The sequence below is a fragment of the Micromonospora sp. CNZ303 genome (assembly GCF_004345505.1).
Genome location: NZ_SLVT01000002.1, coordinates 169530 through 181805, shown reverse-complemented (window position 1 = coordinate 181805; position 12276 = coordinate 169530). Strand labels below are relative to the sequence as shown.

Below are 12276 nucleotides of genomic sequence, written 5' to 3'. Positions count from 1 at the left end.
TCAGATCAACCCCTGTCGCTGCCGATGACGGTGTGCCGGGTGAGCTCCAGCCGGGTCACGCCGGTGATCCGGCCCCCGGCGACGGTGACCTCGACCGGCATGGGATGCGCGAGGAAGGCCACCAGGCTGGCGTAGAGGCCGTACGCGCCCACGTTGGGCACGGCGACCAGCTGGCCGGGGACCAGAGGCGGGAGGGCCGCGGCGCGGGCCCACGTGTCCAGCGGCGTGCACAGCGGCCCGGTGACGATGGTCCCGGGCACCGGGGCGCCGGCCGCCGCGTCCACGGTGAGCAGGTCCGGCACGATCGGCGGCAGCCGGCGCAGCCCGGACATCCCGCCGAGGTGGTGGATGCCCGACTCCAGGACGACCACGGTGGCGCCCTGCGACCGCTTCACGTCCAGGACCCGGGTGACCAGCGTGCCGCAGGTGCCGACCAGGTACCGGCCGGACTCGAAGGCCACCCCCGGCCCGCGCTCCGGCCAGCCCGGGAAGGCGTCGCCCAGCAACGCCGTCAGCCGGTCCGCCAGCTTCGGCAGCTCCGGCCGGGTGCCGGCCCGCGCGAAGGGCGCCCCGAAGCCGCCGCCCAGGTCGATCAGCTCCGGCTGCGTCCCGGTCGCCGTCGCCAGCCGCCGTACGGTGTCGACGGACTGGGTGAACTGGGCGAGCAGGGCGTCCTCGCCGTCGACGTTGCTGCCCATGTAGAGGTGGAACCCGACCGGGGCCACGTTCCGGCGCGGCCCGAACAGCTCGGGCCGGTCCAGCACCCAGCGCACGTCCGCGCCGAACTGCGAGGCGACACCGGTCATGGTGAGCCCCTGCCCGGGGGCCGGGGTGTCGTCGTTGATCCGCACCAGCGCACGTACCTCGACGCCGTGCTCGCGGGCCACCCGGTCGAGCTGGTCCAGCCCGTACGGCGAGTCGACGGAGAAGAGGCCGACGCCGGCCTGGACGGCCTCGACCAGGTCGACGTCCCGCTTGCCGGGGCCGGTGTAGAGGACCTCGGCCGGGTCGCAGCCGGCCGCCAGCGCGACGCGCAGCTCGCCGGGGGAGCAGACCTCCGCCCGGCACCCGGCGGCGGTGAGGTCGGCGACCACCGTCGGGTGCGGGTTGGCCTTGAGCGAGTAGAACAGCTCGGCGGGCCCGGGCAGGGCGGCGCGCAGCGCGGCGTACGAGCGGGCCAGTTCGTCGGTATCGTAGAGGTACGCCGGGGTCTGCGGCGCGTCCGGCCGGTCGAAGAGTTCCGCGAGCTCAGACACGGGCGCGCTCCGACCACATCCGGTACAGCTCCGCCCGGTCGACCTTGCCGTTGCGGGTCAGCGGGATCTCCGGCACGACCAGGCAGGTCCGGGGCGTCTTGATCTCGTCGAGTTCGGTGCGCAGCGCGGCGAGCACCTCCGGCGCGGTCAGCTCGGTCACCGCGAACAGGGTGGCCGAGTCGCCGCCGTCCTCGGCGCGGGGCGGCAGCACGGCGGCGGCCTGCACCTGCGGTATCCGGTACGCCGCCGCCTCGACCTCGGTGACGCTGACGCGGATGCCGCGTTCCTTGTAGATGTCGTCGCGCCGGCCGACGAAGTAGAGGTAGCCGTCGGCGTCGAGCCAGCCGTGGTCGCCCGTGCGCAGCTGGGGGAAGAGCCCCTCTGCGCGGGGGAAGCGCTGCGCGGTGAGCTCCGGGCGACGCCAGTAGCCGGCCATCACGTGCGGGCCGCGGACCACGATCTCGCCGACGGTGCCGGGCGGCACCGCCGCGCCGTCCGCGTCCACGATCAGGATCTCGGTGCCGGGCAGGGCCCGCCCGGAGGCGCCGGGCCGGCGCAGGTCCTCGTCCACCGGCATGATCGCGGCCCGCTTGCACTCGGTGAGCCCGAACATCAGCTGTACGCGCAGCGTGGGGATCCGGGCGCGCAGGTCGCGCAGCACCTCGGGCGGCATCGCCGCGCCGGTGTTGGTGAGCAGGCGCAGCGCCGGCACGGCCGTGCCCGGGCGGGACAGCATCCGGGCCAGGCCACGGGCGAGGGCGGGCACGGCGGGCAGCACGGTCGCGCCGCTGTTCACCAGGTGCCGGGGCAGCGTCGGGCCGGTGTCGGCGGGGGAGGCCAGGTGCAGCCGGGCACCGGCCAGCGTGCTGAGGAAGATCTGGTACATCCCGTAGTCGAAGGAGAGCGGCAGGGCGCACCACACGACGTCGTCGGCCCGGTAGCCGAGCTGGGAGGCGATGGCCCCGGCGGCGAAGACCACCTGCGCGTGGGTGGACACCACTGCCTTCGGCATGCCGGTGCTGCCGGAGGTGTAGATGAGGCAGACCGGGTCGACGGCCAGCGGGGCCGCCGCCGGCTCGGCGTCCGGGCCGTCGCGCACGATCCGGCGCAGGTCCGCCGAGCCGACGGTCGGCACCCCGTGCTCCGCGGCCACGGCGAGGGCCCGGGAGCTGTCGGTGACGAGCAGCGCCGGCTCGGCGTCGGTCAGCACGTGCGCCAGGGCGATCGCGGGGGACTGGTCGTTGACGACGCTGAACACGGCGCCCGCCCGGGAGCAGGCGTACAGCAGGGCGGGCAGCAGCGGGTCGGTGGGCAGGCAGACGACCACCCGTTCGCCCCGGCGGACACCCCGCCCGGCCAGCCAGCCGGCGAGCCGCCGGCTGGCGGCGTCCAGCTCGCCGTAGCTCTGGACCAGGTCGCCGTGCGCGATCGCCGGCGCGTCCGGCCGGGCGGCCGCGGTGCGGTCCAGCAGTTCGTGCAGCAGCGCGCTCACCGGCCCGACACCCCCTGCGTCGCCGGCCGGGCCCGCTCGAACACGGCGCCGAGCGAGTCGAGGTCGTGCAGGGCCGGCCCGGTGAGGTCGTCCGGGTCCAGCTCCACCCCCAGCCGTGCCTCCGCCCGCTCGATCACCTCGACCAGCCGGAACGAGTTGAAGCCGGACAACGTCCGCAGCGGACGCCCGTCGACCGGCACCTCCGGGCCGACGCCGAGGACGCCACGCACCTCGTCGGCCAGCACCTCGCGGATCCGGTCCGGGGCGACGGCCGACGCGTCCTGCGGCGGCGGCACCGGCCCGGCGTCGGCGAGCCGTCCGGCGAGCGCCACGTCGTCGCGCAGCAGGCCCGCGAGCTGGTCGAGGACGGGGGCGGGGAAGACGCCGCCCCGGCGGACCCGGCGCATCGCCACGTAGCTCTGCCCGGCGAGCGCGAGCCAGGTGTCGGCGCGGGCGGCGGCCTCCCGTGCCGCGTCGGCGGCGTCCGGGTCGCCGGCCAGCCAGGCGGCGTGCAGGGCCCGGGACCGGCCGAGCAGCCACACGTCGAGGACCAGTTGTGCCGCCGCCTCCGCCTCGCCCGCCCGCCGTCGGACCGCCGCCAGGTAGTCCTCGATCCGGTCGGCCTCGGCGCGCAACGCGGCGGCGTTGTCCCGCAGGACCGCCGCCCGGTCGAGCCGCGGGGCGCCGTCGGCGACGACGGTCATCGCGGTCGCCCGGGGCACCGCCGCGTCGAAGTCGGCGGCCGACATCCGCCACGTCCCGGGCCGCGCGTCACCCCACTGGGTGGAGTTGTGGTAGCCGTCGACCACGACGCAGTGCTCGCCGGCGTCGACCAGCAGGAAGCTGTGCTCCATGTGCTGGTTGCCGGCGTACGGCAGCCAGCTCATGGTGAACGTGTCGGCGACCACGTAGAGCGGCGAGTGCTCCGCCACCAGCTCGCGCAGCCGCGCGCCCGGCACGTCGTCCCAGCGTCGGGTGACCCGCAGGCCGAGCAGGTCGGCCGCCTCGGCCAGCCGCTGGTCCACCGACGCGGTCACCGCCGGCGTCCCGGCCGGCCCCTCGACGGTGTGGAAGCGCAGGGTGGCCCCGAGCGCCAGGTGCGCGCCGGGCCCGTAGGCCCGGTCGGCCAGCGCGGCCAGGTTCACCTGTACGCAGTCCAGCAGGTCGGCGCGGAGGCCGGTCAGCACCGGCGTCCACTCCCGGCTGCGCGTCGGCACCGCAGGCACAGCGACCATGTCACGCCCTTCAGATCTCGTGGACCGCGCGGAGCGACGCCGTCGCCGCCCGCAACGCGTCCGCGTCGGCCGGCCGGTCCTCGGGCAGACCGGCGAGGAACTTGTCGTACGCGGCCAGGTCGAGCAGGCCGTGCCCGCTGACGCAGACCAGCACCCCGTGCCGTGCCGGGTGCCCCGACTCGCGCCCGGTCGCCACGCGGGCGGCGGCGGCCAGCGCGTGACCCGACTCCGGCGCGGGCAGCACCAGCTCGGTCAGGGCGAACGTCCGGCCGGCGGTCAGCGCCTCCCGCTGGCCCACCGCCAGCGCCGAGATCTGCTCCCGGTGCCGCATGGCGGAGATCAGCTTCGCCGCGCCGTGGAAGCGCAGCCCGGCCGAGTGCGACGCGGGGATCGCGTACCCGCTGCCGATCGTGTACATCGGCTCCATCGGGCCGGTGCCGGTGGAGTCGGTGTGGTCGTAGGCGTACACCCCACGGGTCAGCTTCGGGGTGGCGCTGGACTCGACCGCGATCAGGTCGGCGGGCACGTCCAGCTCGCCGGCCCGCCACGCGGCGAAGAACGGCAGGGCCAGCCCGCCGAAGTTGCTGCCGGCACCCACGCAGCCGATCACCGCGTCCACGGTGGCGTCGACGGCGGCGAGCTGGTCGATCGCCTCCAGGCCGATCACCGACTGGTGCAGGATGCTGTACGTCTCGCCGCTGCCGATGCAGAAGGCCCGCTTGGGGTCCGCCCGGGCGTACTCGACGGCCTCGCCGATGGCCAGCGCGAGGCTGTTGCCCTGCCCCGGCTGCTCGGTGGCGGCGCGTCCCACCCCGGTCAGCGGGCTGGGACTGGCGTGCAGCTCCGCGCCGTAGAGCCGCATCAGGCTGCCCCGGTACGGCTTGTCGCGCAGGCTCCCGCCGACCATGAAGACGGTGCAGGCCATGCCGAACGCGGCGCAGGCGGCGGCGAGGGCGCTGCCCCACTGCCCGGCGCCGGTGCCGGTGACCAGCTCCCGGAAGCCCGCCCGGTGGTAGTAGTGGGCCTGCGCCAGCGCGGTGTTGAACTTGTGGCTGCCGGAGATGTTCCCGCCCTCGTACTTGACGTAGATCGGGACGGTGGCCCCGATCTCGGCCTCGAAGCGGCGGGCCCGCCACAGCGGCGCCGGCCGGTAGGCCCGGTAGCGCTCGGCCACCGGCTCCGGGATCGGCCAGAACTCCCGGGCCGACACGCTCTGCCGGATCAGCTCCAGGGGCAGGGTGGCGGTCACCGGGCCGTCGGTGTCCTCCGGCGTCACGTCCGCGGGCAGTTCGTAGCCGAGGTGCGGCAGGACGCTGCGCCAGGCCCGGGGTGTCTCGGTCACGACTCCTCCTTCACCACGTCGGCGACGACGTCGACCAGGTCCGCGACGGTCGTGAAGACCCGCCCGGCGAAGATGTCGTCCGGCAGCGTCACGTCCAGCTCGTCCTCCAGCCGGACGAGCATGCCGAGGAAGCCGAGCGAGTTGACCCGCAGCAGGTCGCCGTTGAGGGGCTCGTGGTCGTCGACCGTGCCGGGGTCGACCGCGAGCCGGGACTCGCGTACGACCAGCCGTTTCACCGCCTCGTTGATCAGGGCCCGGTCCGTCATGCCGCCTCCGTCCCGTCGCCGCGCAGCCGGCCCCCGGCGTCGACGACCCAGCTCCAGGTCAGCAGGGCGGACAGGTCGACGGGCCCGCGTACGTGCAGCCGGCCCGTGCTGATGGACAGCTCCGGTCCCAGCGCCATCGTCGGACCGTCGTGCAGGCGCAGGGAGCCGTTGACCACCAGCGCGGCGGCGTCCACCCTGGCCAGGAACCCGTCCACGACCGCCGGGTCGGTGGCCACCACGCCCTCGGTGTGCCGGGAACCGAAGCGGCGGATGTGGGCCGCCGCCTCGTCGAGGCCGGCGACGGGCCGGATGCCGACCGCGCGTTCCAGGAACTCGCGGCCGTCGTCGGCGGCGGTCAGCTCGGCCACCGGCGCCCCGGCGGGCACGGCGGCGGTCAGCCGGGGGTCGACCCGCAGCAGCCACGGCTCGGTCAGCTTGACACCGGCCCGCAGCAGGGCCCGGGTCAGCTCCTCGGCCACGTCGGCGTGGGCCAGCACCAGTTCGAGGGTGTTGCACGCGGTGGGCTCGCCCAGCTTGCTGTCGAGCGCGATCCGGGCGGCCAGTTCCAGGTCGGCGCTGCGGTCGACGTAGAGGTGGTTGACCCCGCCGCCGCTGGCGATGACCGGGATGGTGGAGCTGGTCTGGCAGTAGTCGATCAGTGTCGGGCTGCCCCGGGGGATCAGCACGTCGACCGCGTCGTGCCGCTTCAGCAGGGCCCGCACCAGCCGGCGGTCGGGGTCGGTGACGATCCGTACGGTGCCGTCGGGCAGCCCCGCGTCCGCCAGCGCCTGCCCGACGACGACGGCGAGGGCCCGGTTGGTGGCCGCGATCTCCGACCCGCCGCGCAGGACGGCCACGTTGCCGACCGCCACCGGGAGCAGGGCGCCCTCCACCGTCACCGTCGGCCGCGCCTCGAAGATCATCAGAACCACGCCGAGCGGCTTGGGCAGCCGGCGTACGGTGGCGCCGTTGCCGGCCAGGTGTCCCTCGGTCGGCGCGGTCACCGCCGGCAGCGCCGCACGGGTCCGCGCGATCAGGTCGACCAGCGCGTCGAGGTGGCGCTTGCCGAGCGCCAGGCGGTCCACCAGCTCGGGGCCGAGGCCCGCCTCGGTGCCCCGGGCCACGTCGGTGGCGTTCGCCGCCAGGACGTCGGCCCAGCCGGCGGCGAGCCGGTCGGCGAGCGCTTCGCAGTACCGGTCGTAGCGCCCGTCGCCGGGCGGGGGCAGCTCGGCCCGGGCCCGCGTCGCGCCGTCCAGGATCTCGTCCACATCGGTCACCACATGAACTGCCCACCGTCCACGATCAGCTTCTGCCCGGTCAGGTATCCACTCGCCGGCCCGACGAGGAACTCCAGGGCGTCGGCGATCTCCTCGGTGGTGCCGATGCGGCCCCGGGGGATCTCCGCGACCACCGCCGCCCGGGCGGCCGGGTCGTCCAGCCGGAACCGGGTCACCAGCTCGTCGGTCTCGGTCATGCCCGGGATCAGGCAGTTGACCCTGATCCGGGGCGCCAGCTCCAGCGCCAGGCACTTCGTGAGCTGGAGCAGGCCGGCCTTGCTGGCGCAGTAGTTCACGCCGTTGCGGCGGGGGCGGATGCCGGTGGTGGCCCCCACGTTGACGATCACGCCGTCGCACCCGGCCGCCAGCATCGCCGGCGCGAACGCCCGGGTGAGGTGGAAGACGCCGGAGAGGTTGGTGTCGAGCACCCGCCGCCAGTCCTCGGTCGACATCTCCAGGAACGGCCGGTCGATGTTGATGCCCGCGTTGTTGACCAGCACGGTCGGCGGGCCGTGCTCCGCGAGGACCGCCGCAACGGCGGCGTCGACCGCCTCGGCGTCGCCGACGTCGAGCCGGACCGGGTGGAACGCGGCGCCGAGCTCGGCCGCCGCCGACGCCGCCGCGACGGCGTCACCCCGGTACGGCGCGACGACCCGGTGCCCCAGCTTCACCAGCCGGCGGCTGAAGGTGAGCCCGATGCCCCGGGTGCCGCCGCTGACCACCGCGAGCGGGCTCATCGCAGCACCGCACCGGAGGCCCGGCCGAGGAACGGCGTCACCTCGTCGACGAGCTGCGGCAGGCGCTCGGGGTCGAAGACGTCGAAGTGCCCCGCGTCGAGCCGCCCGGCGTTCAGCTCCGGCGCCAGTTCCCGCCACCGGGCCTCGGCCTCCGCCCGGAACCCGAACTCCTCGTCGGTGCACATCAGCATCAGCACCCGGCCGGCGTACGGCCGTTCGGCCCGGTAGTCGGCGAGGGCGGCGACCTGGGTGTCGAAGACCCGCCGGACCCGCTCGACGGTCGCCGGGGCGGGGCGCGGCCCGAGCATCCCGACGACGGTCTCGCGGACCCGGGCGTCCTCCTCGGCCGTGGCGCGGCGCGGCAGCGGCGTCGCGTCCACCAGGACCAGGTCGGGCAGGTGCCCCCGCTCGGCCAGCCGGACGCACAGCTCCCAGGCGACCGAGCCGCCGAGGGACCAGCCGAGGACGGCCGCCGGGACCGTGCCGTCCGCGTCCAGCGCCTGCGCCGCCGCGTCGGCCATCTCGGCGATGCTGAGCTCCGGCTCCTCGTCGGGCAGCAGGCCGGCCGCGCGTACGGCCGCGACGTTGTGGGTCTTGCCGATGGCCGCGGCGAGCCGCAGGTAGGGGTGCAGCCCGCCGCCGGCGCCCGGCAGCAGTACGCACGCCGGTCGGTCACCCCGCCGCAGCAGGGGGACCAGCCGGCCGGGCAGCCTGGTCGTCACGGCGTCACCGCCGCATCGTCGCCGCCCCGCCCCGCGCGGACGAGCCCGGCGAGGGTGGCCACGGTGGGCGCGGCGAAGAAGTCGACGAGCGGCACCGCCACCCCGTAGCGCTCCTGCACCTCGGCCAGGGTGGTGAAGATGTTCAGCGAGTGGGCGCCGTACTCGATGAGCGGGCGGTCCGGCCGGATGCCCTCGACGTCGAGCACCCCGCCCCACAGCCCGGCCAGCTCCCGCTCCAGGTCGTCGGCGTACGCGACCTCCGTGCTGTCGGCGCTCTGCTGCTCGACCAGCAGCTCGTCGGCGAGCCGCAGCAGGGCGTCGCGGTCGGTCTTGCCGGTCGGCGTGGTCGGGACCCGGTCGACCGGGAAGATCCACAGGGGACGCATGTAGACCGGCAGCGCCGTGGTCAGCCGTTGGCGGACCTGTTCCGGGTCGACGGTCGAGTCCGCGTCGGGACGGACGAACAGCCCGAGTTCCCGGTCGGCCCCGGAGCCCCGGACCACCGCCACCGACTGTCGGACGCCGTCGACCTGGTTCGCGACCGCCTCGATCTCGCCCAGCTCGATCCGGTAGCCCCGGATCTTGACCTGGGTGTCCATCCGGCCCAGGAAGACCAGGTCGCCCCGGTCGTCGCGGACCACGAGGTCCCCGGTGCGGTACATGGTCGCGTCGGGCGCGCCGGAGAACCGGTCGGGCACGAACCGTTCGGCCGTGATCTCCGGGTCGTTGATGTAGCCGTCGGCGGGGCAGTCCCCGCCCAGGAGCAGCTCGCCGGCGACGCCGGGCGGGGCGAGGTGGCCCGTGGCGTCGACCACGTACGCGCTCACCCGCGGGTACGGCTGGCCGATCGGCACGTGGGTCGGCCACACCGCGTCCCGGTACGACAGCCGGTGCGAGGTGACCGCGTGGGTCTCGGTGGGGCCGTACAGGTTGACCAGGGTGCAGTGCGGGTGGGCGAGGAAGAAGTCGCGGATCTCGTCGTCGACGATGAGCTGCTCGCCGGAGACGCACAGGTAGCGCAGCGCGGGCAGCCGGGTGCCCCGGCTCGCGGCGGTCTGCACCAGGGGGCGCAGCGCCGCGACCGGCAGGTAGACGTGGGTCACCTCGGTCCTGGCGATCCGGCTGAGGACGGCGGTGAACATCCGCCGGTCGGCCGGCTCGCGGGAGACCACCGTCCCGCCCGCCGCCAGGGTCGGCAGGATCTCCTGGAAGGAGACGTCGAAGCCGAGCGGGGCGTACTGGAGGAAGCGGGTCTCGGCGTCCATGCCGAGGGCCGCGATCTGCCAGCTCGTGAGGTTGGCCAGGGGGCGGTGTCCCATCTGGACGCCCTTGGGCTGCCCGGTGGAGCCCGACGTGTACATCACGTAGATCGGGGCGTCGGGGTCGGCCAGCGGGTCGGGCACCGGCTCCGTCGTGGCGGCCAGGTCCGCCACCGCGACCGTGGGCACGTCGGGCACCAGGGCCTCGCCGACGACGAACTCGCAGCCGGCCCGCCGGACCATGTACTCCAGCCGCTCGGCGGGCAGGCCCGGATCCAGGGGGAGGTACGCCGCGCCCCGGCGCAGGATGGCCAGGATGGCGGTCACCGTGTCGCAGAGGGTCGTCGCGGCGAGGCCCACCACGGCCCGGGGGCCGACGCCGTGCGCGGCGAGCCCGGCGCTGATCCGCTCGGCCTCGGCCAGCAACTGGCGGTAGTCGAGCCGGCGGGTCGGGTCCTCGATCGCGGGGGCGTCGGGCCGCTGCCGGGCCGCCGCCGTCACCCAGTCCCACGGCGTGTCGCCGGTCAGCGGGCTGGTCCAGCCGTCGGAGCGGACGCTGGCGGCGGCGGAGGCGTCGGCGAAGAGGTCGCCGAGCCGTTGCGAGCCGTCCCGGACCGCCCCCCGTACGGCGTCGCGCAGCGAGGTGAGCAGCCCGTCGGCGACGACCGGTGCGATGAGCTGCCGGTCGTACTCGATCTCGAGCAGCCAGCGGCCGTCGACGGGGGTGGCGCCCAGCCAGAGGTCGAACTTGGCGGTGCCGTTGCCGGGCTCCAGGACCCGCAGCACGGCCCCGCCCGGTTCGGGCGTGAAGGTGTCCTGCATGGCGAGCATCGCCGAGAACAGCGGGTTGCGGTTGCTGGACCGGTCGGGCCGTACGTCGGCGACGAGCCGGTTGAAGGTGACGTCGACGTTCGCCCGGCAGAAGTCGATGGACTCCCGGACCACCTTGCCGAGATGCTCGTCGACGGTGCGGCTCCACTCCACGTCGACGGTGACCGGCAGCGTGTTGACGAAGAAGCCGCCGAGGTCGAAGGCGCCGATCGTGCGGCGGGCCATGAACGGGCTGCCGACCAGGACGCTGGACACGTTGCCGTGCCGGGCCAGCACGGTGCCGTAGATGCCGGAGAAGAAAACGAAGGGGGAGATCTCCAGCCGCCGGCAGGTCTCCGACAGCGCGGCCGTCTCGGCCGCGCTCAGGTACCAGCTGACCCGGTCGCCGGTGAACTCCGTCTGCGCGGCGCGACCGGGCAGGGGGGCCAGCACCAGGGGCGGGACCTCCCGCAGCCGGGCCGCCCACTCCCGGGACCTGTCGACGACGCGGTCGGAGGTGGCGGTGCGGTTCTGCGCCGCCAGCTCCTTGACGAAGGCCTTCTCGCGGGCGGCGCGCCGCTGCTCGACCTCCGCCCCGGCGAGGCGGCCGGCCAGTGCCTCCTGGAGGTCCCGCACCAGGGGCCCCATCGACACGCCGTCGAGGATGATGTGGTGGTCGCAGAGGAGGACGGCCACCCGGGGCTCGTCGACGCAGCGGACGACGGCGAAGCGGTACGCGGGGCCGTTGGCCAGGTCGAACTCGGGTCGGCCGATCCGCCGCTGCGCCGCGCCGACGGCCTCCTCGAAGTCGCGCAGCCGGGCCGTGACCCGTTCGAGCGGGAAGTCCTCCGGACCCGGCGGCGGGGTGAGCCGCGCGTGCATCTCCGGGAGCAGCCCGAAGACCTGGCGCATCGCCGGCTGGACGGCGACCACCGTGGCCAGCGCGCGCTCGATCGTCTCGTCGGGGATGGACGGGTCGATGTCGAAGCGGACGAGCTGGTTGTAGACGGCGCGGCCGGGCGAGCGTTCGTTGACGACCAGCAGCCCCTTCTGCGACTCGGTGATCGGCAGTCGCACCGGCCCGGTGTCCGTCGCGGGTTGCGTCCCGGCCGTCGTGGTCACCGTGCGCCCCCGGTCTCGGCGCCCACGGCGCTCAGCTCGCGTAGCCACTGCTTGAGGTCGCCGACGGTGCGGAGGTCCACCAGGCGGGTGGCGTCGATCTCCGCGTCGTCGTCCTCGGCCAGCTCGACGGCGAGCCGCAGCAGGGACAGCGATTCGAGGCCGGCCTCCAGCAGGGGGGTCGAGTCGTCGAAGGCCACCGACGCGTACTTCGCGATCGTCGTGTCGAGGTCAGCTGGAGTCGTCATCCCTGCTTCCCGTTCACTGAGGGTCGGCCGCGCCGCAATGATCGGAAACCGGGCGAGGAGCCGGGCCGCCGATCGAGGTGGGGTCGACTGAATTTGCGCTTGGAAGTTCTACGGGTCCGAGCATCCCGGCGCCGATGTTCTCTCGATGTTCCCGGGATGGAATGTCGTTGGTCGCTGATTCGGTCGGCACCCCGGAGCCCGTCCGGCTTGGGGCGGGCACGGTGTAAAAGGGGCGCTGGCCAGTGGCGGAGGCGGGGCGGCGGTGCCCGGCGGGGCGGCAATGCCGCCGTAATCGCCTCAGATGCGGCACCGGGCGACAGAAACGCCCGTACGTATTATTCGGGTCCCCGCTGGGCTGTCGTGGCCGCCGCCGGAGGGCCGGTCGACCCGCTGACGTGAGGATGGACACGTTCCCCCGGATGACCTATGGTGCAACCAGCGCAACGCAGAGTATTCCCATAAGGCGCGAAAGGGACTTTTCCGCGATTGTTGGAGCCGCCTGTCGATACCCGT

At 74.7% G+C, this 12276-nt stretch carries 10 protein-coding genes; all 10 read right to left on the bottom strand.

From position 1 onward, the window contains the following. Positions 1 to 5: 5 nt before the first annotated feature. From EV374_RS04105 to EV374_RS04060, 10 genes are read right to left on the bottom strand one after another with little or no spacing between them, the layout of a single operon-like run. The gene (locus EV374_RS04105) at positions 6 to 1256 is read right to left on the bottom strand and encodes a type III PLP-dependent enzyme (protein ID WP_132231708.1); all 1251 of its coding nucleotides are present in this window, start codon (positions 1254 to 1256) and stop codon (positions 6 to 8) included. After that, positions 1249 to 2748: a class I adenylate-forming enzyme family protein gene (locus EV374_RS04100; RefSeq protein WP_132231706.1), complete on the bottom strand. Its 1500-nt coding sequence runs from the start codon at positions 2746 to 2748 to the stop codon at positions 1249 to 1251. Before EV374_RS04100 ends, EV374_RS04105 begins: the two co-directional genes overlap by 8 nt. Beyond that, complete coding sequence (locus EV374_RS04095) at positions 2745 to 3983, bottom strand: phosphopantetheine-binding protein (protein ID WP_132231704.1); 1239 nt, start codon at positions 3981 to 3983, stop codon at positions 2745 to 2747. The genes EV374_RS04100 and EV374_RS04095 overlap by 4 nt, the downstream gene beginning before the upstream one ends. A 10-nt stretch (positions 3984 to 3993) precedes the next feature. Next, the gene (locus EV374_RS04090) at positions 3994 to 5325 is read right to left on the bottom strand and encodes a TrpB-like pyridoxal phosphate-dependent enzyme (RefSeq protein ID WP_132231702.1); all 1332 of its coding nucleotides are present in this window, start codon (positions 5323 to 5325) and stop codon (positions 3994 to 3996) included. Then, on the bottom strand, positions 5322 to 5591 hold the full coding sequence (locus EV374_RS04085) for an acyl carrier protein (RefSeq protein ID WP_132231700.1): 270 nt from the start codon (positions 5589 to 5591) through the stop codon (positions 5322 to 5324). Before EV374_RS04085 ends, EV374_RS04090 begins: the two co-directional genes overlap by 4 nt. Further along, positions 5588 to 6868: a glutamate-5-semialdehyde dehydrogenase gene (locus tag EV374_RS04080; protein WP_486485563.1), complete on the bottom strand. Its 1281-nt coding sequence runs from the start codon at positions 6866 to 6868 to the stop codon at positions 5588 to 5590. The genes EV374_RS04085 and EV374_RS04080 overlap by 4 nt, the downstream gene beginning before the upstream one ends. Beyond that, on the bottom strand, positions 6865 to 7605 hold the full coding sequence (locus tag EV374_RS04075) for an SDR family oxidoreductase (protein WP_132231696.1): 741 nt from the start codon (positions 7603 to 7605) through the stop codon (positions 6865 to 6867). Before EV374_RS04075 ends, EV374_RS04080 begins: the two co-directional genes overlap by 4 nt. Beyond that, positions 7602 to 8327, bottom strand: coding sequence for an alpha/beta fold hydrolase (locus EV374_RS04070; RefSeq protein ID WP_132231694.1), 726 nt, complete (start codon positions 8325 to 8327; stop codon positions 7602 to 7604). Before EV374_RS04070 ends, EV374_RS04075 begins: the two co-directional genes overlap by 4 nt. Then, positions 8324 to 11473, bottom strand: coding sequence for a non-ribosomal peptide synthetase (locus EV374_RS04065; RefSeq protein ID WP_486485562.1), 3150 nt, complete (start codon positions 11471 to 11473; stop codon positions 8324 to 8326). Before EV374_RS04065 ends, EV374_RS04070 begins: the two co-directional genes overlap by 4 nt. 41 nt (positions 11474 to 11514) lie before the next feature. Next, complete coding sequence (locus EV374_RS04060; RefSeq protein WP_132231690.1) at positions 11515 to 11763, bottom strand: acyl carrier protein; 249 nt, start codon at positions 11761 to 11763, stop codon at positions 11515 to 11517. Positions 11764 to 12276 lie beyond the last annotated feature (513 nt).